Annotated in this window: 22 protein-coding genes; 14 read left to right on the top strand and 8 right to left on the bottom strand. The window is 60.0% G+C overall.

All coding sequences use genetic code 11. From position 1 onward, the window contains the following. Positions 1-5: 5 nt before the first annotated feature. The 13 genes from ACSAMW_RS00110 (at position 6) to nuoN (ending at position 14,948) form a co-directional block, all read left to right on the top strand. Positions 6-419, top strand: a complete 414-nt coding sequence (locus ACSAMW_RS00110; RefSeq protein WP_168080297.1) for an NADH-quinone oxidoreductase subunit A — start codon at positions 6-8, stop codon at positions 417-419. 10 nt (positions 420-429) lie between these two features. Further along, positions 430-1,116 (top strand): NADH-quinone oxidoreductase subunit B, encoded by a 687-nt coding sequence (locus tag ACSAMW_RS00105; protein WP_168080295.1) that lies wholly within the window; start codon positions 430-432, stop codon positions 1,114-1,116. An 85-nt stretch (positions 1,117-1,201) separates the two neighbouring features. Continuing rightward, the gene (gene nuoC / locus ACSAMW_RS00100; RefSeq protein WP_500592106.1) at positions 1,202-2,986 is read left to right on the top strand and encodes an NADH-quinone oxidoreductase subunit C/D; all 1,785 of its coding nucleotides are present in this window, start codon (positions 1,202-1,204) and stop codon (positions 2,984-2,986) included. A 2-nt stretch (positions 2,987-2,988) separates the two neighbouring features. After that, a complete protein-coding gene (gene nuoE, locus ACSAMW_RS00095) occupies positions 2,989-3,486 on the top strand; it encodes an NADH-quinone oxidoreductase subunit NuoE (RefSeq protein ID WP_168080291.1) in 498 nt (165 codons plus the stop codon). After that, complete coding sequence (nuoF, locus tag ACSAMW_RS00090; protein WP_168080289.1) at positions 3,483-4,850, top strand: NADH-quinone oxidoreductase subunit NuoF; 1,368 nt, start codon at positions 3,483-3,485, stop codon at positions 4,848-4,850. The genes nuoE and nuoF overlap by 4 nt, the downstream gene beginning before the upstream one ends. A 104-nt stretch (positions 4,851-4,954) precedes the next feature. Beyond that, on the top strand, positions 4,955-7,672 hold the full coding sequence (nuoG, locus tag ACSAMW_RS00085; RefSeq protein ID WP_500592105.1) for an NADH-quinone oxidoreductase subunit NuoG: 2,718 nt from the start codon (positions 4,955-4,957) through the stop codon (positions 7,670-7,672). Next, entirely contained in the window at positions 7,669-8,670 is a 1,002-nt protein-coding gene (gene nuoH / locus ACSAMW_RS00080) for an NADH-quinone oxidoreductase subunit NuoH (RefSeq protein WP_168080285.1), read from the top strand. Before nuoG ends, nuoH begins: the two co-directional genes overlap by 4 nt. Positions 8,671-8,681: 11 nt before the next feature. After that, entirely contained in the window at positions 8,682-9,230 is a 549-nt protein-coding gene (gene nuoI, locus ACSAMW_RS00075; RefSeq protein WP_168080283.1) for an NADH-quinone oxidoreductase subunit NuoI, read from the top strand. Between the two features lie 9 nt (positions 9,231-9,239). Then, positions 9,240-9,740 (top strand): NADH-quinone oxidoreductase subunit J, encoded by a 501-nt coding sequence (gene nuoJ / locus ACSAMW_RS00070; RefSeq protein ID WP_500592104.1) that lies wholly within the window; start codon positions 9,240-9,242, stop codon positions 9,738-9,740. A 3-nt stretch (positions 9,741-9,743) separates the two neighbouring features. Continuing rightward, positions 9,744-10,052, top strand: coding sequence for an NADH-quinone oxidoreductase subunit NuoK (gene nuoK, locus ACSAMW_RS00065; protein WP_181117782.1), 309 nt, complete (start codon positions 9,744-9,746; stop codon positions 10,050-10,052). Further along, positions 10,049-11,899: an NADH-quinone oxidoreductase subunit L gene (gene nuoL, locus ACSAMW_RS00060; protein ID WP_500592103.1), complete on the top strand. Its 1,851-nt coding sequence runs from the start codon at positions 10,049-10,051 to the stop codon at positions 11,897-11,899. The genes nuoK and nuoL overlap by 4 nt, the downstream gene beginning before the upstream one ends. Positions 11,900-11,939: 40 nt before the next feature. Further along, a complete protein-coding gene (gene nuoM / locus ACSAMW_RS00055; protein WP_500592102.1) occupies positions 11,940-13,472 on the top strand; it encodes an NADH-quinone oxidoreductase subunit M in 1,533 nt (510 codons plus the stop codon). A gap of 6 nt (positions 13,473-13,478) precedes the next feature. Next, positions 13,479-14,948 (top strand): NADH-quinone oxidoreductase subunit NuoN, encoded by a 1,470-nt coding sequence (gene nuoN / locus ACSAMW_RS00050; RefSeq protein WP_500592101.1) that lies wholly within the window; start codon positions 13,479-13,481, stop codon positions 14,946-14,948. Positions 14,949-15,031: 83 nt separating this feature from the next. On the opposite strand, the gene ACSAMW_RS00045 is transcribed toward nuoN, so the two are convergent. The 8 genes from ACSAMW_RS00045 to ACSAMW_RS00010 form a co-directional block, all read right to left on the bottom strand. Then, complete coding sequence (locus ACSAMW_RS00045; RefSeq protein ID WP_500592100.1) at positions 15,032-15,430, bottom strand: VOC family protein; 399 nt, start codon at positions 15,428-15,430, stop codon at positions 15,032-15,034. Positions 15,431-15,467: 37 nt separating this feature from the next. Next, positions 15,468-16,067 carry an NAD(P)H:quinone oxidoreductase gene (gene wrbA, locus ACSAMW_RS00040; RefSeq protein ID WP_500592099.1) on the bottom strand — a complete coding sequence of 200 codons (600 nt, stop codon included), beginning with the start codon at positions 16,065-16,067 and terminating at the stop codon, positions 15,468-15,470. 140 nt (positions 16,068-16,207) lie between these two features. After that, the gene (gene mrdA, locus ACSAMW_RS00035; RefSeq protein ID WP_500592098.1) at positions 16,208-18,100 is read right to left on the bottom strand and encodes a penicillin-binding protein 2; all 1,893 of its coding nucleotides are present in this window, start codon (positions 18,098-18,100) and stop codon (positions 16,208-16,210) included. A gap of 69 nt (positions 18,101-18,169) precedes the next feature. Then, positions 18,170-19,246, bottom strand: coding sequence for an AI-2E family transporter (locus ACSAMW_RS00030; RefSeq protein ID WP_500592097.1), 1,077 nt, complete (start codon positions 19,244-19,246; stop codon positions 18,170-18,172). A 95-nt stretch (positions 19,247-19,341) separates the two neighbouring features. Next, complete coding sequence (gene ctpM / locus ACSAMW_RS00025) at positions 19,342-21,021, bottom strand: methyl-accepting chemotaxis protein CtpM (RefSeq protein ID WP_500592096.1); 1,680 nt, start codon at positions 21,019-21,021, stop codon at positions 19,342-19,344. A gap of 35 nt (positions 21,022-21,056) precedes the next feature. After that, positions 21,057-22,397 carry an ATP-binding protein gene (locus tag ACSAMW_RS00020; protein ID WP_500592095.1) on the bottom strand — a complete coding sequence of 447 codons (1,341 nt, stop codon included), beginning with the start codon at positions 22,395-22,397 and terminating at the stop codon, positions 21,057-21,059. Next, entirely contained in the window at positions 22,394-23,062 is a 669-nt protein-coding gene (locus ACSAMW_RS00015; RefSeq protein WP_500592094.1) for a response regulator transcription factor, read from the bottom strand. Before ACSAMW_RS00015 ends, ACSAMW_RS00020 begins: the two co-directional genes overlap by 4 nt. Further along, complete coding sequence (locus ACSAMW_RS00010) at positions 23,063-23,368, bottom strand: PepSY domain-containing protein (protein WP_500592093.1); 306 nt, start codon at positions 23,366-23,368, stop codon at positions 23,063-23,065. Positions 23,369-23,526: 158 nt separating this feature from the next. Between ACSAMW_RS00010 and queD the strand changes: the two genes are divergently transcribed. Further along, positions 23,527-23,883 (top strand): 6-carboxytetrahydropterin synthase QueD, encoded by a 357-nt coding sequence (gene queD, locus ACSAMW_RS00005; protein ID WP_500592092.1) that lies wholly within the window; start codon positions 23,527-23,529, stop codon positions 23,881-23,883. Positions 23,884-23,951: the final 68 nt, after the last annotated feature.

Below are 23,951 nucleotides of genomic sequence, written 5' to 3'. Positions count from 1 at the left end.
CCAGCATGACCCCAACAGCAGGACTCATTGCCCACAATTGGGGCTTTGCCATCTTCCTCCTGGGTGTAGTAGGGCTTTGTGCCTTCATGCTTGGCCTGTCCAGCCTCTTGGGCGGCAAGGCCTGGGGGCGCAGCAAGAACGACCCCTTCGAATCCGGCATGCTGCCTGTCGGTAGCGCACGCCTGCGGCTGTCCGCCAAGTTCTATCTGGTCGCGATGCTATTCGTGATCTTCGATATCGAAGCCCTCTTCCTGTTCGCCTGGTCCGTGTCCGTCCGCGAAAGCGGCTGGGCGGGCTTTGTCGAAGCACTCGTTTTCATAGCAATTCTGTTGGCAGGTCTTGTCTACCTTTGGCGAGTGGGTGCGCTGGATTGGGCACCCGAAGGTCGCCACAAGCGGCAGGCGAAGCTGAAACAATGAGGCTTTGGCAATGCAATATAACCTTACCAAGATTGACCCGGATGCCCCTCAGGATCCGGAACAGCGCTATCCCCTGGGCAAGCAAGGTGTCGTTGATGACAAGATGCTTGAAGACCAGGTGCACCGTAGCGTCTTCATGGGCAAGCTCGAAGACGTCCTGAGCGGTGCAGTCAACTGGGGTCGCAAGAACTCGCTCTGGCCCTACAACTTCGGCCTGTCCTGCTGCTATGTGGAGATGACCACGGCGTTCACCGCGCCTCACGACATTGCCCGCTTCGGTGCGGAAGTGATCCGGGCTTCGCCTCGGCAAGCCGATTTCATGGTGATTGCGGGCACCCCGTTCATCAAGATGGCGCCTGTGATCCAGCGCCTCTATGAACAGATGCTCGAACCCAAATGGGTAATTTCCATGGGCGCCTGCGCCAACTCCGGCGGCATGTACGACATCTACTCCGTAGTGCAGGGCGTGGACAAGTTCCTGCCTGTAGACGTGTACGTGCCAGGTTGCCCTCCCCGGCCTGAGGCATTCCTGCAGGGCTTGATGCTGCTGCAGGAATCCATCGGTCAGGAACGGCGCCCCTTGTCCTGGGTGGTCGGCGATCAAGGTGTATACCGCGCCGAGATGCCGTCCCAGAAAGACGTGCGCCGCGAACAGCGTATCCAGGTCACCAACCTGCGCAGCCCAGACGAAGTGTGATCCGGTTCCTGCCCTGTCTGTGTGGGCTGGGCAGGCTTCTGGCCCTCATTCTTGACGTTGACCGAAAGCGAAAGCGACCGACACCATGACAACAGCGGACACCGCTCTGTATATCCCGCCTTACAAGGCCGACGACCAGAATGTGGTCGTTGAACTGACCCAACGTTTTGGCCCCGAATGCTTCACCGTGCAGCTTACCCGTACCGGCATGCCGGTGCTGTGGGTAGCACGGGCGCAGGTCAAGGAAGTGTTGGCCTTCCTGCGCAACCTGCCCAAGCCTTATGTGATGCTGTACGACCTGCACGGCGTGGACGAACGGCTGCGCACCCAGCGCCGCGGCTTGCCGGATGCAGACTTCACTGTCTTCTACCACCTGATGTCCATCGAGCGTAACAGCGACGTGATGCTCAAGGTCGCCCTCGACGAAGCGGACCTGAACCTGCCCACCGTTACCGACATCTGGCCCAACGCCAATTGGTACGAGCGTGAAGTCTGGGACATGTTTGGCATCACGTTCACCGGCCACCCCAACCTGAGCCGGATCATGATGCCGCCGACCTGGGAAGGTCACCCGCTGCGCAAGGATTACCCTGCACGCGCCACCGAGTTCGACCCCTACAGCCTTACGCTGGCCAAGCAGGCCCATGAAGAAGAGGCTGCACGCTTCCGCCCTGAAGACTGGGGCATGAAGCGTGGCACCGCCAACGAGGACTTCATGTTCCTCAACCTTGGCCCGAACCACCCTTCGGCCCACGGTGCGTTCCGTATCATTCTGCAGCTGGACGGCGAAGAGATCGTCGACTGCGTGCCCGACATCGGCTACCACCACCGTGGCGCCGAGAAAATGGGCGAGCGCCAGTCCTGGCACAGCTACATCCCTTACACCGACCGTATCGACTACCTGGGCGGGGTGATGAATAACCTGCCCTACGTGCTGTCGGTGGAAAAGCTGGCCGGCATCACAGTGCCAGACCGGGTAAACACCATCCGCATCATGATGGCCGAGTTCTTCCGGATCACCAGCCACCTGCTGTTCCTGGGCACCTACATCCAGGACGTGGGCGCCATGACGCCGGTGTTCTTCACCTTCACCGACCGCCAACGTGCCTACACGGTGATCGAAGCCATCACAGGCTTCCGCCTGCACCCGGCCTGGTACCGCATTGGCGGTGTGGCGCATGACCTGCCACGCGGCTGGGAAAAGCTGGTCAAGGACTTCATTGACTGGATGCCCAAGCGCTTGGACGAATACACCAAGGCGGCCCTGAAAAACAGCATCCTGATCGGCCGTACCAAGGGCGTGGCCGCCTACAACACGCGTGAAGCGCTGGAGTGGGGTGTGACCGGCCCTAGCCTGCGGGCTACCGGCTGCGACTTCGACCTGCGCAAGGCCCGCCCTTACTCCGGCTACGAAAACTTCGAGTTCGAAGTGCCACTGGCTTCAAGCGGTGACGCCTACGACCGCTGCCTGGTACGCGTTGAAGAAATGCGTCAGAGCCTTCGTATCATCGAGCAGTGCATGCGCAACATGCCAGCTGGCCCGTACAAGGCGGACCACCCGCTGACCACGCCGCCGCCCAAGGAACGCACCCTGCAGCATATCGAAACCCTGATCACTCACTTCCTGCAGGTTTCGTGGGGCCCGGTAATGCCGGCCAACGAGTCCTTCCAGATGATCGAGGCGACCAAGGGCATCAACAGTTACTACCTGACGAGCGACGGCGGCACCATGAGCTACCGTACCCGTATCCGTACCCCCAGCTACCCGCACCTGCAACAGATCCCTTCGGTGATCCGTGGCAGCATGGTCGCCGACCTGATCGCGTACCTGGGCAGTATCGACTTCGTCATGGCCGATGTGGACCGCTAAGCATGAACACTACGCTGATCCAGACTGACCGTTTCGCCCTCAGCGAAACCGAACGCTCGGCCATCGAGCATGAGTTGCACCACTACGAAGACCCGCGTGCGGCGTCGATCGAAGCGTTGAAGATCGTGCAGAAGGAACGGGGGTGGGTACCTGACGGTGCTCTGTATGCCATTGGTGAACTGCTGGGCATTCCCGCCAGTGACGTGGAGGGTGTCGCTACCTTCTACAGCCAGATCTTCCGCCAGCCCGTAGGCCGCCACATCATTCGGGTATGCGACAGCATGGTCTGCTATATCGGCGGGCACGAATCGGTGGTGGCGCAGATCCAACAGGAACTAGGCATTGGCCTGGGCCAGACCACGGCCGATGGCCGTTTCACCCTGCTGCCGGTGTGCTGCCTGGGCAACTGCGACAAGGCACCGGCCCTGATGATCGACGACGATACCTTTGGCGACGTGAAACCTGACGGCGTCAGCGGCCTGCTGGAGGCCTACGTATGACCCTGACTTCCTTTGGCCCGGCCAACCGGATTGCCCGCGCCCCTGAAACCCACCCCCTCACCTGGCGCCTGCGTGATGACGCCGAGCCTGTGTGGCTCGAAGAATACCAACGCAAGGACGGCTACACGGCGGCCCGCAAGGCCCTGGCACAGCTGTCCCAGGACGAGATCGTTCAGACGGTGAAGGATTCGGGGCTCAAGGGCCGTGGCGGTGCCGGCTTCCCTACCGGGGTGAAGTGGGGCCTGATGCCCAAGGACGAGTCCATGAACATCCGTTACCTGCTGTGTAACGCCGATGAGATGGAACCCAATACCTGGAAAGACCGCATGCTCATGGAGCAGCAGCCCCACCTGCTGATCGAAGGCATGTTGATCAGCGCCAGGGCATTGAAGGCCTACCGCGGGTACATCTTCCTGCGGGGCGAGTACACCACGGCCGCACGGCACCTGAACCGTGCGGTGGAGGAAGCCAAGGCTGCGGGCCTATTGGGCAAGAACATCCTGGGCAGCGGTTTTGACTTCGAACTGTTCGTGCACACCGGCGCCGGCCGTTACATCTGCGGCGAAGAAACCGCCCTGATCAACTCCCTGGAAGGCCGCCGTGCCAACCCGCGTTCCAAGCCGCCCTTCCCGGCCGCCGTGGGCGTGTGGGGCAAGCCGACCTGCGTGAACAACGTGGAAACCCTCTGCAATGTGCCTGCCATCGTCGGCAACGGTGTGGACTGGTACAAGGCCCTGGCACGCGAAGGCAGCGAAGACCACGGCACCAAGCTGATGGGTTTCTCCGGCAAGGTGAAGAATCCAGGCCTGTGGGAGCTGCCGTTCGGCGTGACTGCACGCGAGCTGTTCGAAGACTATGCCGGAGGCATGCGCGACGGCTATACCCTCAAGTGCTGGCAGCCAGGGGGCGCGGGTACGGGTTTCCTGCTACCCGAGCACCTGGAGGCCCAGATGTATGCCGGCGGTATCGCCAAGGTGGGGACCCGTATGGGCACCGGCCTGGCCATGGCCGTGGACCACACGGTGAACATGGTGTCGCTGCTGCGCAACATGGAAGAATTCTTCGCCCGTGAATCCTGCGGTTTCTGTACACCCTGCCGGGATGGCCTGCCATGGTCAGTGAAGCTGCTGCGCGCACTGGAAAACCGCCAAGGCACCCAAGGGGACATCGATACCCTGCTTGGGCTGGTAGGCTTCCTGGGCCCAGGCAAAACGTTCTGCGCACACGCACCTGGGGCCGTTGAGCCTTTGGGCAGTGCCATCAAATACTTCCGCGAGGAATTCGAGGCCGGTATCGCCCCCACGGGAGCGGCGAACCTGGCACCGGGCTTTGGCCAACCACGGCCGATCCCTGCGGGCGCCTGATCCATGAGCCGAGGGCAAGGCCGCCTTGCCCGGGCCACACAGGCATAGAACAAGATTTCCATTAGCCACGCCCGGGCAACCGGGCCAACGAAGACCTTTGAACCATGGCCACTATCCACGTAGACGGCAAAGCGCTCGAAGTCGATGGCGCAGACAACCTGTTACAGGCCTGTCTGTCCCTTGGCCTCGACATCCCCTACTTCTGCTGGCACCCGGCGCTGGGCAGCGTCGGTGCCTGCCGACAGTGTGCGGTAAAGCAGTACACCGATGAAAACGACACCCGCGGCCGTATCGTGATGTCGTGCATGACCCCTGCCACCGACAACACCTGGATTTCCATCGACGATGATGAATCCAGGGCGTTCAGGGCCAGTGTGGTGGAATGGTTGATGACCAACCACCCACATGACTGCCCGGTGTGCGAAGAAGGTGGCCACTGCCACTTGCAAGACATGACCGTGATGACCGGCCATAACGAGCGCCGGTACCGTTTCACCAAACGCACCCACCAGAACCAGGACCTTGGCCCGTTCATCGCCCATGAGATGAACCGCTGCATCGCCTGCTACCGCTGTGTTCGCTTCTATAAGGATTACGCGGGCGGTACCGATCTGGGCGTGTATGGCGCCCACGACAACGTTTACTTCGGGCGCGTTGAAGACGGCGTGCTGGAGAGCGAGTTCTCGGGCAACCTGACGGAAGTGTGCCCGACGGGTGTCTTCACGGACAAAACCCACTCCGAACGTTACAACCGCAAGTGGGACATGCAGTTTGCCCCCAGTATCTGCCATGGCTGTTCCAGCGGCTGCAACATCAGCCCTGGCGAGCGCTACGGCGAGCTGCGCCGTATCGAGAACCGTTACAACGGTTCGGTGAACCACTACTTCCTATGCGACCGTGGCCGCTTCGGCTATGGCTACGTGAACCGTAAAGACCGCCCCAAGCACCCTATGCTCGGCCAGGAACGCGCCATGCTGGGCGTGGACGCCGCGCTGGACAAGGCCGCTCAATTGCTCAGCGGCCGTAACATCGTGGGCATAGGCTCGCCACGGGCCAGCCTTGAAAGCAACTACGCGTTGCGCGAACTGGTCGGGGCGGACTGGTACCACACCGGTATTGAGGCGGGTGAGCTGCGCCGTATCCGCCTGGCCTTGGACGTGCTGAACAACAGCCCTCTGCCGATCCCGAGCCTGCGCGACGTGGAAGACCACGATGCCGTGTTCGTGCTGGGCGAAGACCTTACCCAGACCGCCGCGCGCATGGCACTGGCCCTGCGCCAGTCCGTGAAGGGCAAGGCCGAGGCCATGGCTGAAGCCATGCGTGTACAGCCTTGGCTGGACGCTGCCGTCAAGAACATCGGCCAGCACGAACTGTACCCGCTGTTCATCGCCAGCGTGACGGCGACCCGCCTGGACGACGTGGCCGAAGAATGCGTTCATGCCTCGCCTGAAGACCTGGCCCGCATCGGTTTTGCTGTGGCCCACGCCATCGACGCCAGTGCCCCAGCAGTTACTGGCCTGGACGACGAAGCCTTGGGCCTGGCCCAGCGCATTGCCGAAGCGTTGATTGCCGCCAAGCGTCCGCTTGTGGTTTCCGGTACGTCCCTGGGGTGCGATGCCTTGATCGAAGCGGCCGCCAACATCACCAAGGCTTTGGCCCTGCGTGCCAAGGCCGGTTCGCTCAGCCTGATCGTGCCGGAGGCCAACAGCCTGGGCCTGGCCATGCTAGGTGGTGATTCTCTGGATGCGGCCCTGGACGCCTTGATCGAAGGCCGTGCCGATGCGCTGGTGGTGCTGGAGAACGACTTGTATACCCGCGCGCCGAAAGCCAAGGTGGATGCCGCCCTGGCAGCCGCCAAGGTGATTATCGTGGCCGACCATCAACAGACCGCGACCACCGACCGTGCGCATTTGGTGTTGCCAGCGGCCAGCTTCGCCGAGGGCGATGGCACCCTGGTCAGCCAGGAAGGCCGTGCTCAGCGCTTCTTCCAGGTGTTCGATCCCAATTACCTGGACCCGCAGAACTTCACCCATGAGGGCTGGCGCTGGCTGCATGCGCTGCGCGCTACGCTGCTTGAGCGCAAGTTGGACTGGACTCAACTGGACCACGTGACAGCAGCCTGTGCTGCCAGCGCGCCACAACTGGCCCGCATTGTGGAAGCAGCCCCTTCGGCTGCATTCCGTATCAAAGGCTTGAAGCTGGCCCGCGAACCCCTGCGTTATTCAGGCCGTACGGCCATGCGCGCCAACATCAGCGTTCACGAGCCCCGCACCAGCCAGGATAAGGACACGGCGTTTGCGTTCTCCATGGAAGGCTACTCCGGCAGCAAGGAGCCACGCCAACAGGTCCCGTTCGCCTGGTCGCCAGGCTGGAACTCGCCACAAGCCTGGAACAAGTTTCAGGATGAAGTCGGGGGCCACCTGCGTGCGGGTGACCCTGGCATACGCTTGATCGAGCCCCGTGGGGACAACCTGAACTGGTTCACCCGCATTCCAGCTGCCTTTGCACCGGCACGGGGTACCTGGACAGCCGTTCCCTTCCACCACTTGTTTGGCAGCGAGGAAATGTCCTCACGTGCCGCCCCCGTGGAGTCTCGTATTCCTGCCCCGTACGTCGCCCTGGCCAAAGCCGAGGCGGATCGCCTGGGTGTGAACGAAGGCGCTTTGCTCAGCCTTTCGGTAGCCGGTGTGGACCTGCGCCTGCCGTTGCGTGTGGATGATCAATTAGCCGCTGGCCTGGTTGCCCTGCCCAAAGGTATCGCCGGAATTCCGCCGGCCTTTAGCGGGCAAACCGTGGAACGCCTGCAGGAGGCTGCGCAATGACCTGGTTTACCCCTGATGTGATCGACATCATTGTGTCGGCACTGAAATCCATCGTCATTCTGCTGGCCGTGGTGGTCTGCGGCGCACTGCTCAGTTTCGTGGAGCGGCGCCTGTTGGGCTGGTGGCAGGACCGCTACGGCCCCAACCGTGTTGGCCCCTTCGGGATGTTCCAGATCGCGGCCGACATGCTCAAGATGTTCTTCAAGGAAGACTGGAACCCGCCGTTCGTGGACCGCGCGATCTTCACCCTGGCCCCCGTGGTGGCCATGAGTGCCTTGCTGATCGCGTTCTCGGTAATCCCGATTACCCCGACCTGGGGCGTGGCAGACCTGAACATCGGCGTGCTGTTCTTCTTCGCCATGGCGGGCCTGTCGGTGTATGCGGTGCTGTTCGCTGGCTGGTCCAGCAACAACAAGTACGCCTTGCTCGGCAGCCTACGCGCTTCGGCGCAAACGGTGTCCTACGAAGTGTTCATGGGCCTGGCCCTGATGGGCGTGATCGTTCAGGCTGGCTCGTTCAACATGCGTGACATCGTGGAGTACCAGGCGCAGAACCTGTGGTTCATCATTCCGCAGTTCTTCGGCTTCTGTACTTTCTTCATCGCGGGCGTAGCCGTGACGCACCGTCACCCCTTTGACCAACCCGAAGCGGAGCAGGAACTGGCCGACGGTTACCACATCGAGTATGCCGGCATGAAATGGGGCATGTTCTTTGTGGGCGAATACATCGGTATCGTGCTGATCTCGGCACTGCTGGTCACGCTGTTCTTCGGTGGCTGGCATGGCCCGTTCGATATCCTGCCGCAGGTCCCGTTCCTGTGGTTCGCCCTCAAGACCTGTTTCTTCATCATGCTGTTCATCCTGCTGCGGGCGTCGATTCCGCGGCCGCGCTATGACCAGGTGATGGATTTCAGCTGGAAGTTCTGCCTTCCGCTGACCCTGATCAATTTGCTGGTCACCGCCGCGATCGTGTTGTTGAACACGCCGGCTGGTGCTTGAGGACAGACCTGATGTTCAAATATATCGGCCATATCGCCCATGGCACCTATACCCAGCTACGCAGCCTGATCATGGTGTTCGGCCATGGCTTCCGCAAGCGTGACACCCTGCAGTACCCCGAGGAGGCCGTATACCTGCCGCCCCGCTACCGTGGCCGCATCGTGCTAACCCGCGACCCCGATGGTGAGGAACGCTGCGTGGCGTGCAACCTGTGCGCGGTCGCCTGCCCAGTAGGCTGCATTTCGTTGCAGAAAGCTGAAACCGACGATGGTCGCTGGTACCCGGAGTTCTTCCGCATCAACTTCTCACGCTGCATTTTCTGCGGCTTGTGCGAAGAAGCATGCCCTACCACCGCCATTCAGCTCACGCCTGATTTTGAAATGGCTGACTACAAGCGTCAGGACCTGGTGTATGAGAAGCACGACCTGCTGATCTCGGGCCCCGGCAAGAACCCGGACTATAACTTCTATCGCGTCGCAGGCATGGCCGTGGCCGGCAAGCCGAAAGGCGCCGCGCAGAACGAAGCCGAGCCGATCAACGTGAAAAGCCTGCTGCCTTAAGGATAAAAGATGGAATTCGCGTTCTATTTCGCCTCTGGCGTTGCGGTGCTGGCGACCCTACGGGTAATTACTGGCACCAACCCGGTTCATGCTTTGCTGTACCTGATCATTTCCCTGATCGCGGTCGCCATGACCTTCTTCGCACTGGGTGCGCCCTTTGCCGGTGCGCTGGAAGTTATCGCCTATGCCGGTGCAATCATGGTGCTGTTCGTGTTTGTGGTCATGATGCTCAACCTGGGCACTGAATCCTCGCATCAGGAACGGGAATGGCTCAAACCGGGTATCTGGGCCGGCCCTATGCTGCTGGCCGTGCTGCTGCTGGTAGAACTAATGTATGTACTGTTTTCCGGCCCTGGCGACATTCCAGTGGGTGCAACCACCGTTGGGCCGAAGGCGGTGGGCGTCAGCCTGTTCGGCCCTTACCTGCTGGTGGTGGAGCTCGCCTCCATGCTACTGCTGGCTGCGGCCATCACGGCCTTCCACATTGGCCGTAACGAGGCGAAGGAGTAACCCATGCCAGCCATTCCTCTAGAACACGGCTTGGCCGTGGCCGGCGTACTGTTTGTACTTGGCCTTGTGGGCCTGTTAGTGCGCCGCAACATTCTTTTTGTGCTGATGAGCCTGGAAATCATGATGAACGCCTCGGCTCTGGCGTTCATTGTGGCAGGCAGCCGCTGGGCGCAACCGGATGGGCAGATCATGTTCATTCTGGTGATCAGCCTGGCAGCCGCCGAGGCCAGTATTGGCCTTGCCATCCTGATCCAGTTGTATCGCCGGTTCCATACGCTCGATATCGACGCTGCCAGTGAGATGCGCGGATGAACTTACTCTTTCTGACTTTCGTCTTTCCCCTGCTGGGCTGGCTGGTGCTGTCGTTCTCCCGCGGCCGCCTTTCGGAAAACACTTCGGCGTTGATCGGCGTGGGCTCCGTTGGCCTGTCGGCGATCGTGGCTGCCTATGTAATCTGGCAATTCAACGTGGCCCCCCCACCGGGCGGCGTGTACACCCACCTGCTCTGGACCTGGATGTCGGTAGGCACGTTCACGCCTACCTTCACCCTGTACCTGGATGGGCTGTCCGTGACCATGTTAGGTGTGGTGGTAGGGGTTGGTTTCCTTATCCACGTGTTTGCCTCCTGGTACATGCGCGGGGAAGACGGCTACTCCCGCTTCTTCTCCTATACCAACCTGTTCATCGCCAGCATGCTGTTCCTGGTGCTGGGCGATAACCTGTTGTTCCTGTACTTCGGGTGGGAAGGTGTAGGCCTGTGCAGCTACCTGCTGATCGGTTTCTATTACAGCAATCGCAACAACGGCAACGCTGCACTGAAGGCGTTCATTGTTACCCGTATTGGTGACGTGTTCATGGCCATCGGCCTGTTCATCTTGTTCCACCAGTTGGGCACGTTGAACATTCAGGAACTGATGGTGCGTGCACCTGAGCATTTCCAGGTAGGCGACTTCTGGATCGTTCTGGCCACGCTGATGCTGCTGGGCGGCGCGGTGGGGAAATCCGCTCAGCTTCCGCTGCAGACCTGGCTGGCTGACGCCATGGCGGGCCCTACGCCGGTCTCGGCGCTGATCCACGCGGCGACCATGGTCACGGCTGGGGTTTACCTGATCGCCCGTACCCATGGCCTGTTCACTCTGGCGCCTGAAATCCTGCACCTGGTAGGCATTGTCGGTGCGGTGACCTTGGTGCTGGCGGGCTTCGCGGCGTTGGTACAAACCGACATCAAGCGGATTCTGGCCTACTCCACCATGAGCCAGATCGGCTACATGTTCCTGGCCCTGGGCGTAGGGGCCTGGGATGGCGCGATCTTCCACCTGATGACACACGCGTTCTTCAAGGCCCTGCTGTTCCTGGCCTCCGGTGCCGTGATCATCGGGTGCCACCATGAGCAGAACATCTTCAAGATGGGCGGCCTGTGGAAGAAGCTGCCGCTGGCTTACGCCTGCTTCATCGTGGGCGGTGCCGCACTGTCTGCGCTGCCCATCGTGACCGCCGGTTTCTACTCAAAGGATGAGATCCTCTGGGAAGCATTCGCCAGCGGTCATGACTATCTGCTGTACGCTGGCCTGGTCGGTGCCTTCATGACCTCGCTGTACACCTTCCGCCTGATTTTCATCACCTTCCATGGCGAACCCAAGACCGACGCCCATGCGGGCCACGGCATCTCCCACTGGCTGCCTCTGAGTATCCTGCTGGTGCTGTCTACGTTCATTGGCGCCTGGATTCATCCGCCACTGGCCGGCGTACTGCCGGAAAGTGCCGGCCATGCCGGTGGGGAAGCCAAGCACAGCCTGGAAATTGCCTCGGGCGCCATCGCCCTGGCTGGCATCTTGCTGGCGGCATTGCTGTTCCTGGGCAAGCGCCGGTTCGTCACTGCCATCGCCAACAGTGGCCTTGGGCGCGTGCTGTCGGCCTGGTGGTTTGCAGCCTGGGGCTTTGACTGGATCTACGACAAGCTGCTGGTGAAACCGTACTTGTGGATCAGTCATGTGCTGCGCAGGGACCCAATGGACCGCGGTATCGGCCTCGTGCCTCGGCTGGTGAAGGGTGGCAATGCCGCCATGAGCCGCACCGAGAACGGTCAGTTGCGCTGGTATGCCGCTTCCCTTGCCTTCGGCGCCGTAGTGGTGCTGGGCATTGTGGTAATGGGCGCCTGACTATGAACCTTGCGACTTTGCGAAAGGAAACGAACCCGTCATGATTTTGCCTTGGCTGATCCTGATTCCCTTCATTGGCGGCCTTCTGTGCTGGATGGCTGAGCGCTCTAGCGCCACCCTGCCCCGCTGGATCGCGTTGCTGACCATGTCCCTGGAACTGGCGTTAGGGCTCTGGCTCTGGTCCCAGGGCGATTACTCCCTGGCACCTGCGCCAGGGGCCGACCCGGTGTGGGCCGTCGAATTCAAGCTGGCGTGGATTCAGCGGTTCGGCATCAGCGTGCACCTGGCCCTTGATGGCCTGTCATTGCTGATGATCCTGCTGACCGGCTTGCTGGGGGTACTGTCTGTACTGTGCTCATGGAAAGAAATCCAGCGCCACGTTGGCTTCTTCCACCTCAACCTGATGTGGATTCTGGGTGGCGTGATTGGCGTGTTCCTGGCGCTGGACCTGTTCCTGTTCTTCTTCTTCTGGGAAATGATGCTGGTCCCGATGTACTTCCTCATCGCGCTCTGGGGCCATAGCTCGTCGGACGGAAAACGCACCAGGATCTACGCCGCCACCAAGTTCTTCATCTTCACCCAGGCCAGCGGCCTGATCATGCTGGTGGCCATCCTCGGCCTGGTACTGGTCAACTTCAACAACACGGGCGTGATCACGTTCAACTACAGCGATCTGCTGAAAGCGAACCTGCCAGCTGGCACGGAATACTTGCTGATGCTGGGCTTCTTCATCGCCTTCGCAGTGAAGCTGCCGGTTGTACCGGTGCACTCCTGGTTGCCGGACGCTCACGCCCAGGCCCCTACTGCGGGCTCGGTGGACCTGGCCGGTATCCTGTTGAAGACCGCGGCATACGGGCTGCTGCGCTTTGCCCTGCCGCTGTTCCCCAACGCTTCGGCCGAGTTTGCGCCGATCGCCATGGGGCTGGGCCTGATAGGTATCTTCTACGGCGCCTTCCTGGCGTTCGCACAAACCGACATCAAGCGCCTGATTGCCTATTCCAGCGTGTCCCACATGGGCTTTGTGCTGATCGGCATCTACTCCGGTAGCCAGCAGGCACTGCAGGGCGCCGTGGTACAGATGGTGGCCCATGGCCTGTCAGCCGCTGCCCTGTTCATTCTCAGCGGCCAGCTGTACGAACGCCTGCACACGCGGGACATGCGTGAAATGGGTGGCCTGTGGTCCCGCATTGCCTACCTGCCAGCGATCAGCCTGTTCTTCGCCGCGGCGTCGCTAGGCCTGCCCGGCACTGGCAACTTCGTAGGCGAGTTCCTGATTCTGCTGGGCAGCTTCAACGTGGCGCCATGGGTGACCACGATTGCTACCTTCGGCCTGGTGGTGGGCTCGGTCTACGCCCTGATCATGATCCACCGGGCGTACTTCGGGCCTGCCAAGTCGGACACGGTATTGCAGGGCATGGACGGTCGCGAGCTGGCGATGATCCTCTTCCTGGCGGTATTGCTGGTGCTGCTGGGCGTGTACCCGCAACCCATTCTGGATACGTCTGCGGCGACCATGGCGGGCGTTCAGCAATGGTTCGGCACGGCTTTCTCTCAACTTGCATCGGCCCGGTAACCTGTAATGGAACTGACCTCTCAACACTTTCTGGCAATGGCGCCGCTGCTGATTACCAGCGTCACCATCGTGGTGGTGATGCTGGCCATCGCCTGGCGCCGCAACCATTCGCAGACCTTCCTGCTGTCCTGCGCCGGCTTGAACCTGGCGTTGCTGTCCATTCTGCCCGTGCTCAAGATCACCCCCTTGAGCGTGACCACGCTGTTGCAGGTGGACAACTTTGCAGCGCTGTACATGGCGCTGATCCTGATTGCTACATTGGCATGCGTGACCCTGGCCCACGCTTACCTGGGTGAAGGCGGTACGGGTTACCCAGGCAACCGTGAAGAGCTGTACCTGCTTATTCTGCTGGCGGCGGCTGGCGGCATGGTGCTGGTGTGCGCCCAGCAGCTCTCTGCCCTGTTCATTGGGTTGGAGCTGCTTTCCGTGCCCGTGTATGGCCTTGTGGCGTATGCCTACTTCAACAAGCGCTCCCTGGAAGCCGGTATCAAGTACATGGTGCTGTCGGCTGCAGGCTCTGCGTTCCTGCTGTTCGGTATGGCGCTGTTGTATGCCGATGCGGGCACCTTGAGCTTCTCGGGGATCGGCACCGCCCTGGCTGCTACCGGTATGCCCAGCCTGCTGGCACAACTGGGCCTGAGCATGATGTTGGTGGGGCTGGCGTTCAAATTGTCGCTGGTGCCCTTCCACCTCTGGACCCCAGACGTGTACGAGGGTGCTCCGGCCCCGGTAGCCGCTTTCTTGGCCACCGCCAGCAAGGTAGCGGTGTTTGCGGTGATCGTGCGGTTGTTCCAGCTCTCCCCTGTGGCAAGCAGTGGCGTACTGAGCACGGTGCTGAGCCTGATCGCTGTGGCCTCCATCGTGGTGGGCAACCTGCTGGCGTTGAACCAGACCAACCTCAAGCGCTTGCTGGGTTACTCGTCCATTGCCCACTTCGGTTACCTGCTGATCGCGTTGGTTGCCAGCAAGGGTTTGGCCATGGAAGCCATCGGCGTGTACCTGGTGACCTACGTGATCACTAGCCTGGGCGCGTTTGGCGTGATCACCCTCATGTCTTCGCCCTATAACGGCCGGGATGCGGACGCGCTGTACGAATACCGTGGCCTGTTCTGGCGCCGACCATACCTGACTGCCGTATTGACCGTAATGATGCTGTCCCTGGCAGGGATTCCGCTGACCGCAGGCTTTATCGGCAAGTTCTACGTGATGGCGGCAGGCGTCGAGTCCGGCCTGTGGTGGCTGGTCGGCGCATTGGTACTGGGCAGCGCCATCGGCCTGTTCTATTACCTGCGCGTGATGGTCACGCTGTACCTGATGGAGAAGAACCTGCGTAAGCATGATGCACCCATGAACTGGGAACAGCGTACCGGCGGCGTAATGCTGCTGGCCATTGCCATCCTGGCCTTCGTGTTGGGCGTGTACCCACAGCCCTTGGTGGACTTGGTGCAACACGCCGGGATCAGCCTGGTGGGTTAAACCGGTTGCTGTAATAAAAAACCTCGCTCGGGTGATCCGAGCGAGGTTTTTTTATAGGCCCACTGGTGGGCTGGCGCCCGTATCTACAGTGCGTTGGCATGCACGAAACATAGCTTGTTGCCTTCAGGGTCTCTGCAATACGCGCCATAGTAATCTGGATCGTAGTGGGCACGCACACCGGGCGAACCTTCATCGGTGCCCCCATTGGCGAGGGCGGCCGCCCAGGCAGCGTCTACCTGCGCTCGGCTGGCACAGGCAAAGCTGACCTGATTGCCGTTGCCCGGTGCGGCTGGCAAGCCATTGAATGGCTGCTGGATATAGAACTGCGGCCAACGGGTGCCTGGCCGGTGCCAGCCTTTCCCTGCCGGACCACCGTCCTCCTCATCTGGCATCGATACTAAGCCCACCGCTGCCAACACAGGCGTGTAGAACAGCGTCATCCGGTCCAGATCCCGGGCACCTACGATGATGTGTGAAAACATGGCCGTGGGCTCCCGGAAAGGACGTAAGGGATAACTGTCAGCTGAACAGCTTGGCTGCGGCCTTGGCGACCAATTCACCTTGATGACGTGCTCCACCCAGGTCGATTTCGCTAGGTTGACGCGAGCCATCGCCCGCTGCCAGCGTGGTTGCGCCGTAGGGTGAGCCGCCAACAATTTCGTCCATGTTCATCTGGCCCTGGTAGCTGTAGGGCAGGCCCACGATCACCATGCCGAAGTGCATCAGGTTCGTGATCAGCGAAAACAGCGTAGTTTCCTGGCCGCCGTGCTGGCTGGCGGTTGAAGTAAAGGCTGCACCGACTTTGCCATTAAGTGCGCCCGAAGCCCATAGGCCACCGGCCTGGTCCAGAAAAGCGGCCATCTGGCTGCTCACACGGCCGAAGCGCGTTGGGCTGCCCAGGATGATAGCGTCGTAGTTGGCCAGCTCCTCCACAGTGGCCACCGGCGCAGCTTGATCAAGTTTGAAATGGGCTTTTTGAGCCACGTCCAAGGGGGCGGTTTCCGGTACACGCTTCACGTCCACCGTGGCACCCGCCGCACGGGCGCCTTCAGCGACCGCATTGGCCATGGTTTCGATGTGCCCGTAAGTGGAGTAATACAACACAAGTACTTTAGCCATGAAAACGCTCCTGACAGTGCCGCGCCCCAATGGCGCGGACTCGCAAACTTCGCACACTCGCCTGCAAGATAAAAACGGGTTGATTCGAACGGTTTGATCGAAACCCTGGATCAACCCCTGGCGGTCAGTGTAGTCGGGTGTCAGGTAGCCGGGGATTTCACGGGCACATTGGGGCTAGCGTACTGGGGTTTGAGGTGCCCGGTCTGGTCCAGGAGCCAGGCATCCAGCACTTCACGTACCACTGGACCTGCTACCCGGCCACCCGCCTCTCCGTTTTCGATCATGACCGCCACCACGATCTTAGGGTTCTCTGCCGGTGCAAAGCCCACGAACAAGGCATTGTCACGGTTGCGCTCCAAGGTTTTCGCACGGTTGTAGCGTTCGCCCTGGCGAATGGCGACCACCTGTGCGGTACCGCTTTTGCCCGCGATTCGGTACTGGGCACCCACAGCGGACTGGCGCGCAATGCCGCGCGGGTCGTGCAGAACGGCCTGCATGCCGCGGTTGACCAGCGTCCATTCGTTACTGTCGTGGAGCACGATGTCAGGCATAGGGTTTGTGTCGACCGGTGGCTCCCCGCCTACGGTTTCAGCCAAGTGGGGACGATGCCACACGCCTTTGCTGGCGATCAGCGACGTGGCCTGAGCCAGTTGCAACGGCGTGACTTGCATGTAGCCCTGCCCGATCCCCAGAATCAGCGTTTCCCCTGGGAACCACGGCTGGCGTCGGGTCGCCCGCTTCCACTGCTCTGAGGGCATAAGGCCGGGTGCTTCCTCCAGCATGTCCAGCGATACCTTCTGGCCAATGCCAAAGCGGCTCAGGTAGTCATGCAGGCGGTCAATGCCCAGGCGGTGGGCTGTATCGTAGAAATAGGTGTCATTGGACCGCATGATGGCCGCGTACATATCCACCCAGCCATCACCACTGTGGTTCCAGTTTCGGTACTTATGGTCGTAATTGGGCAGCTCGTAGTAACCAGGGTCAAACACTCGGGAACTGGGGGTGATCACACCACTGTCCAGGCCAGCAATGGCCACTTCAGGCTTGATGGTAGAACCAGGCGCGTACAGGCCACGCAGTACCCGGTTGAACAGGGGGCGGTCGATGGAATCCCGTAGCGCCGTGTATTCCTTGAAACTGATGCCGGTCACGAAAAGGTTGGGGTCAAAACTGGGCTCGCTGACCATGGCCAGTACGTCACCATTTGCTGGGTCCAGCGCAACAATGGCGCCACGTCGCCCATTAAGGGCTTTTTCCGCCGCCACTTGCAGGTTGGCGTCCAGCGTGAGGGTGATGTTCTTGCCGGCGACCGGGTCTGTGTGGCGCAACACGCGCATCACACGCCCTTGCGCGTTGGTTTCCACCTCCTCAAAGCCCACATGCCCATGCAGTTGAGGTTCGTAGAAATGCTCTACGCCTGTTTTCCCTACTGACTGAGTGCCCCGGTACTCCACAGGGTCCAGCACCTTGGCCTCGCGTTCGTTGATGCGCCCTACGTAGCCCAGCGAATGTGCAAACTGCTCACCCAACGGGTACTCACGCACGAACTGAGCCTCTACATCGAGCCCTGGCAACTTGAACTGATTGACGGCGATCAGCGCAATCTGGGCCTCGGTCAGCTCATACATCAACGTAACCGGCTCAAACGGATGCCGTGCGCGGCGCATGTCTTTGTCGAATTGCCGACGTTGTTCATCAGGCAATTGAAGAATCTGGGCCAGGGTATCCAGTACCTGCGCACTGTCACCTGCCCGCTCACGGGTGAGGGTGAGGTTGAAGCTGGGACGGTTGCTGGCCAGCACCACACCATTGCGGTCGTAGATCACGCCGCGTTCTGGCGGTATGGGCAACACGTGCACGCGGTTGTTTTCAGAAATGGTGGAGTGGTAGTCGTACTGTATCACCTGCAGAAAATACAGCCGACTGACCAGTGCAAAGGCCAGGCCTATCACCAGGACCGCACAAGCAATCAGGCGGCCGTTGACCAGGCGTCCTTCTTTGTCGTGGTCTTTTAAGGGAATCGGATCAGGCATTGGCACGGCTCACAGGTACAGATCGAAGCGCCCCCGACCTGCGAGGCGCTCGATCGATACATCATGCGGTCACGTCTTCAGATCGGGGGGCAGTTGTATGGTAGGACGGTCCCCTACGAATAGGCTCCAGCTGGAAATGAACAAGGCTGCGATCAAGGGCCCGATCACGAACCCGTTGAGCCCGAATACTGCCAGGCCACCCAATGTAGAGATCAGCACCAGGTAGTCGGGAAGCTTCGTATCCTTGCCCACCAGAATGGGGCGCAGCACGTTGTCTACCAGGCCGATCACGAACACACCGAACAACGTGAGCACAACGCCGCGCCACATTTCGCCATCAAGCATGAAGTAAACCGCCACCGGCGCCCATACTACCCCGGCACCTACCGCAGGCAATAATGAAAGAAAAGCCATCAATACGGCCCAGAGCAGCGCACTGGGGATATCCAGCGCCCAGAAGATGAAACCACCCAGCGCCCCTTGGGAAATGGCAACCAGCATGTTGCCCTTCACGGTGGCACGCACTACCCGTGTGAATTTCAGTTGCAGGCGGCGCTTCTGGTGCTCGGCCAAGGGGACGGCCTGGCGAATCTTGCGCACCAGTTCTGGACCGTCGCGCAGGAAGAAGAACACCAAATACAGCATGATGCCGAAGCTGACGATGAAATCCAGGGTGCCCTGGCCAAAGCTAAAGGCCTGCGACGTAAGGGCTTCGCTGCCTTGCATGGCGCGGGCCGTGACTTTTTCACGCAGCCCGTCGAGGTTGCCCATGCCCAGGCGATCGAGCAGGTGCTGCATGGACTCTGGCAGTGCATGCTTGAAATGATTTACATAGCCAGCCACATCCAGGTCGCCACTTTGCACGCCCTTGTAGACGTTGGTGCCCTCCTGAACCAGCAATGCGCTGATGATGATGACAGGGAGTACCGCCACTACCACGCAAATGGCGAGTGTGGTGATGGAGGTGACGTTGCGGGACCAGTGATAGCGCTGTATCAGTTTGCGTTGCAAGGGGGCAAAAAGGATACCGAGAATGATGGCCCAAAACACAGCACCGTAATAGGGCAGCAGAATCCAGATAAAAGCGAGGGTGACCAATACAAGCAGCAGGAGCAGGGTCTTGTATTGAAGGTTGGTTTCGTTCATGCGCGTTCCATGTCGGCTAGCCTTCAGCGCTCCGTATGGAACGCCTGAAGGTTAGTCCGGCGGCACCCGGGGAAGTGCCGTGCCAGTGACACGGATCAGATACGGAATTGCGCAACCAGCTTGCCCAGGCCTTGGCCCAGTGCTTCAAGCTTGCGAGAGGTCTCAGCACCGTGGCGGGTTTCGTCCGCGACCTGGTCCACTGCGCTGGCGATCTGGTGCACGCTGCGGTTGATCTCTTCTACAACGGCCGTCTGCTCCTCGGCGGCTGTGGCGATTTGGGCGTTCATGTTGCTGATCGTTGCAATCAAGCTACCCATGGCATCCAGCGATCGGCCTGCTTCGTTAGCCCGCAGGCTAGTGCCCTCACCCGCCTCGCTGGACCGGCGCATAGCGTCCACCGCTTCGTGGGTCCCTTTTTCAAGACGATCGATCATGCCTTGGATTTCCTGGGTGCTTTGCTGAGTGCGGCTAGCCAGGGCCCGTACTTCGTCAGCGACTACTGCAAAACCACGGCCCGCTTCACCCGCGCGGGCTGCTTCGATGGCGGCGTTGAGTGCCAGCAGGTTGGTCTGCTCGGCAATGGAGCGGATAACCCCCAGCACGCTCACAATGGAGCGGACGTCGGTCTGCAATGTGTCCAGGGAGTTGCCACTGAGGCGGATATCAGCCAACAGCGCATGAATCTGGGTCACGCTGCCGTCTACCACACGTTTGGCCTGACGGCCCTCTTCATCTGTCTCCTGGGCAGCGGTAGCGGCGCCCTGAGCACTGCGCGCCACTTCTTGAGCAGCCCCTGACATTTCATTCACGGCGGTAGCGACCTGGTCTGTCTCCTGGCGCTGACGTTCCATGGCACGCTCCGAGCGCTGCGCCTGATCATTCACGTCGCTGACCAGGCCCGTTAGCTCATGGGTCATGGTTGCGATCTGCCGAACCAGGGTATGGATTTTCTCGGCAAAGCGGTTGAATGAGCCGGCAAGGTCGCCCAATTCGTCCTGGCTGGTCACTGGCAAACGCCGGGTGAGATCACCTTCGCCCGCAGCGATGTCATCCAGGCTCTGTTTCATCAGGGTTAACGGCCGCAGGATATTCCGGGCAAGCACCAGGCCAACCGCACCAATTACCAGCAGCAGTACCACGGCAATGCCCACGATAGTCATCAACATGTCGAGGGTACGGGCATGAACGGCCTCCCGTACTTCCGCCAGTTGCGCATCAATACCATCCAGGTTGACGGCCGTGCCGATCACCATGTCCCACTTAGGCAAGTACTCGGTATAAGCCAACTTGGGGACAAGTGTCTGAGTACCTGGCAACGTGGAGGAGTAGCTCACGAAGTGGGTACCGTTTTTACCCACGTTCACCAGTTCACGGTTCACGTATACGCCATTAGGGTCCTGTGCATCGATGAAGCTTTTGCCTATACCTTCCGGGCTATTGCCTTTGAACAGGCGCACGGCCTTGGAGTCGTAGCCGAAAAAGTAGCCATCCTTGCCGTAGGTCACTTTGGAGAGCATCTGGATGACCTGCGCACGGGCAGCGTCATCGTTGGCACCGGCTGCGTCGTAGATAGGCTTTACCGTGCCTAGGGCGACCGCGACATAGTTCTGCAAGGACGCACGAGCGTCCACCAGGTAGCGCTCTCGCGTGTCCTGAACTTCCTGCGCGGCTTGCTGGCGCAGGATATACAGCGTGCACAGGCTAATGATGAGCGCAAAGAGCACTACGGGCAGAACGGCAACGGACAGGACCTTGCCCTTTAAGCTTAGTCGCATGGGGAAATCTCATGAGCAAGAAAAGAGTACCCGGCTTATCGGCCATGCTGCCGTAAAGTTGAATTAGCACCGCGAACAGGCAGCCGAACCTCGACGCGTAGCCCGCCCAACGGGCTCTGGGTCAGGCCCAACTGGCCATGGCAGGCCTCGATGATGTCCTTGACGATGCCCAACCCCAGCCCATGACCCTGAGCCTGTTCATCCAGGCGCTCCCCCCGGGACAACACATGCTCACGGGCATGGGCGGGAATGCCGGGGCCATCATCGTCGACCAGCAGGAGGTAGGTGGCCGGTTGAGCGGCCACGGTCAGGACAACATGGCTATCTGCCCATTTGCAGGCGTTGTCCAACAGGTTACCCAGCAATTCCAGCATGTCTTCGCGGTCCCAAGGGAGCACAATGGGCTCGGCAAGCTGCCATTCCAATCGAAGGTGCTCACCGTGCACTGTTTGTAAGATAGCGAAGAGTGAGGATAGCTCGCTGGCGCAGTCAAAAGGCTCACCAGGCAAGGCATCGCCGGCCAGACGTGCGCGTGCAAGCTCCTTGTCCAGCCTGGCTTGTATGTGGTGCAACTGCTCCAACAGGGTGTCCCGCACGGCCGGTGCTTCACTCAATCGCGCACTGTTGGCCAGGCTTAGTAGTACAGCAAGGGGTGTTTTGAGGGCATGTCCTAGGTTACCAATGCCTGTGCGAGCTTTTTTAAGGCTGTCCTCGGTATGTGCCTGTAGATGGTTGATCTGGGTCACCAAAGGTTCCAGCTCCACAGGCACCTCCACTTGGAGTTGGGAGCGTTGGCCCTGCTGGAGTTGTGCAACCTGAGCCTGGGTGGCCTCTAGGGGTTTGAGTGCACGCTTGACGATCCAGCGCTGCAATACCAGAACCGCCAAAAGCAATAGCACGCCAAAGCCCAACCCCCACCGCCTGAGTTGGGAGAAGCTTTCTCGGATAGGCGTGTAATCCTGCGCCACAGTTATATCGATAGCCGTACCAAACCGTCGGTAATGGGACCTGAGCACGATCAATTGTTGATCATCGGGGCCGTTTGCTCGTGTCAAGCCTGGTGCCTGTAGCGCAGGCAACTGAGCATCCCACAAAGAGCGTGAACGCAGTTGCCGGTCTGGCAACGTGACCTGAAAGTAATAGCCCGACAAGGCGCGCTGGTAAGCGGGCAATACCCGGTCTTCATTAAGTTCGATCCTTAGTGGCTGCTTGCTCAAGGCCAACAGCAGGGTTTCACTCTGGCTGCGTAGGTTGCTTTCCAGATAGCCTTCAACGCCGCGCTCGAACAGCCATAATCCCACCTGTGCGAAAATCAACCCGCCGATGACAAGTACGCTTAGCAGGCCAACGCTCAGTCGCCCTTGCAATGACTTCACGTTACCTGCCCACCGAACCGGTAGCCCTGCCCGCGCCGGGTCTCGATAATGGTTTTGCCAAGTTTGCGCCTGAGGTGGTTCACATGCACTTCCAGAACGTTAGAATCGCGCTCGGTTTCACCATCGTACAAATGCTCGGCAAGGTGCCCCTTGGACAGGATTTGCCCAGGATGGAGCATGAAGTAACGCAACAGGCGGAATTCAGCGGCCGTAAGGCTGACGAGGTCTGAACCACTGGCAACGCTTTGGGTGGACTCATCCAAAGCCAGCCCGCCTGCCTGCAGTTGGGGTTGGTTGGCAATACCCTTGGAGCGACGCACTAACGACTGTATGCGTAGCAGTAGCTCTTGCGGGTGAAAAGGTTTGCCAAGGTAGTCATCTGCCCCTGCTTTCAAGCCTTCGATGCGCTCAGCCCATGAGCCACGCGCCGTCAGGATCAATACAGGTGTGCTCAGCCTGGCTTGCCGCCACTGCTCCAACACATTCAGCCCTGGCAAGCCTGGCAGCCCCAGGTCCAATACTACGCAGTCATAAGGCTCTGTCTGCCCTTGCACTAAGGCATCCCGGCCATCGGCCAGCCAGTCGACGGCATAGCCATTGTTGATCAGCAACGCGAGCAGTTCATCTGCCAAGGGTACCGAGTCTTCTACAAGTAGCAGGCGCATTTAGTCGTCTTCCTTGTCTTTAAGCAAGTCACCACCTGTTGCATCGAATTCAAGCTCACGTACCTGGCCGCTAGGGAGCACAAGCTCAATTTCATAGACATAACGACCGTGCTCTTTTTCCAGCTCCACTTCAAGCAAAGTGGCGCCCGGATAACGGGCCAACGCTTGCTCGGTCAATTGAGCCAAGGGCAGGATGACCCCCTGCTCCCGGAGGTGCAACGCCTCGTCCTGGGTCAGATCATGGGCAGCCGTTTGTGCAGCCCACAAGAAGGCCATTAACCCGCCAACTGTATGTAATACACGCATGCCGGATCCTCTAAGGGTTCAAGGCGGTCAGGTCACATTAGCCTGTAGAGCGTATAGCAGCGTACCGGTGTGGCCTTAAACCAAGCTGAACAGGTGGGCGTGTGGTACAACGTGATGCTGGTAGAATGGTTTCTTTGGTATCTGCAATAGGTAAGCCTGTGGAAATTTTCAAAGAATTCACGTTTGAATCGGCGCATAAACTGCCGAATGTGCCAGAGGGGCATAAGTGCGGCCGCCTGCATGGCCACTCTTTCAAGGTAGGGATTCATTTGTCCGGCAAAGTGGACCCCCACACTGGCTGGATTCGCGACTTTTCGGAAATAAAAGCTATCTTCAAACCGATCTATGAGCGCTTGGACCACAACTACCTGAATAACATACCTGGCTTGGAAAACCCAACCAGCGAGGTATTGGCTGTGTGGATATGGGAGGCCCTCAAGCCATTGCTGCCCGAGCTAAGCAAGGTTCGCATTCACGAAACCTGTACCAGCGGGTGTGAATACACCGGCGACTGAACGCTGAAAACCATTGCCAAACCGTGACTCTCGTTACGGTTCAGGGCAACTTTGAAGGCAAATGCTTA

This window comes from Pseudomonas sp. AB39(2026) (genome assembly GCF_059831485.1).
This window is presented reverse-complemented; position numbering and strand designations above follow the sequence as displayed.

What these genes read in the sequence shown, in the direction of transcription:
- ACSAMW_RS00045 (WP_500592100.1), bottom strand. Translation starts at nt 15,430, where the DNA reads ATGTTTTCACACATCATCGTAGGTGCCCGGGATCTGGACCGGATGACG.
- nuoI (WP_168080283.1), top strand. Translation starts at nt 8,682, where the DNA reads ATGTTCAAATATATCGGCCATATCGCCCATGGCACCTATACCCAGCTA.
- nuoL (WP_500592103.1), top strand. Translation starts at nt 10,049, where the DNA reads ATGAACTTACTCTTTCTGACTTTCGTCTTTCCCCTGCTGGGCTGGCTG.
- nuoF (WP_168080289.1), top strand. Translation starts at nt 3,483, where the DNA reads ATGACCCTGACTTCCTTTGGCCCGGCCAACCGGATTGCCCGCGCCCCT.
- ACSAMW_RS00030 (WP_500592097.1), bottom strand. Translation starts at nt 19,246, where the DNA reads ATGAACGAAACCAACCTTCAATACAAGACCCTGCTCCTGCTGCTTGTA.
- mrdA (WP_500592098.1), bottom strand. Translation starts at nt 18,100, where the DNA reads ATGCCTGATCCGATTCCCTTAAAAGACCACGACAAAGAAGGACGCCTG.
- ACSAMW_RS00015 (WP_500592094.1), bottom strand. Translation starts at nt 23,062, where the DNA reads ATGCGCCTGCTACTTGTAGAAGACTCGGTACCCTTGGCAGATGAACTG.
- nuoC (WP_500592106.1), top strand. Translation starts at nt 1,202, where the DNA reads ATGACAACAGCGGACACCGCTCTGTATATCCCGCCTTACAAGGCCGAC.
- wrbA (WP_500592099.1), bottom strand. Translation starts at nt 16,067, where the DNA reads ATGGCTAAAGTACTTGTGTTGTATTACTCCACTTACGGGCACATCGAA.
- nuoJ (WP_500592104.1), top strand. Translation starts at nt 9,240, where the DNA reads ATGGAATTCGCGTTCTATTTCGCCTCTGGCGTTGCGGTGCTGGCGACC.
- nuoN (WP_500592101.1), top strand. Translation starts at nt 13,479, where the DNA reads ATGGAACTGACCTCTCAACACTTTCTGGCAATGGCGCCGCTGCTGATT.
- nuoG (WP_500592105.1), top strand. Translation starts at nt 4,955, where the DNA reads ATGGCCACTATCCACGTAGACGGCAAAGCGCTCGAAGTCGATGGCGCA.
- ACSAMW_RS00010 (WP_500592093.1), bottom strand. Translation starts at nt 23,368, where the DNA reads ATGCGTGTATTACATACAGTTGGCGGGTTAATGGCCTTCTTGTGGGCT.
- nuoM (WP_500592102.1), top strand. Translation starts at nt 11,940, where the DNA reads ATGATTTTGCCTTGGCTGATCCTGATTCCCTTCATTGGCGGCCTTCTG.
- ctpM (WP_500592096.1), bottom strand. Translation starts at nt 21,021, where the DNA reads ATGCGACTAAGCTTAAAGGGCAAGGTCCTGTCCGTTGCCGTTCTGCCC.
- nuoH (WP_168080285.1), top strand. Translation starts at nt 7,669, where the DNA reads ATGACCTGGTTTACCCCTGATGTGATCGACATCATTGTGTCGGCACTG.
- nuoE (WP_168080291.1), top strand. Translation starts at nt 2,989, where the DNA reads ATGAACACTACGCTGATCCAGACTGACCGTTTCGCCCTCAGCGAAACC.
- ACSAMW_RS00110 (WP_168080297.1), top strand. Translation starts at nt 6, where the DNA reads ATGACCCCAACAGCAGGACTCATTGCCCACAATTGGGGCTTTGCCATC.
- ACSAMW_RS00105 (WP_168080295.1), top strand. Translation starts at nt 430, where the DNA reads ATGCAATATAACCTTACCAAGATTGACCCGGATGCCCCTCAGGATCCG.
- nuoK (WP_181117782.1), top strand. Translation starts at nt 9,744, where the DNA reads ATGCCAGCCATTCCTCTAGAACACGGCTTGGCCGTGGCCGGCGTACTG.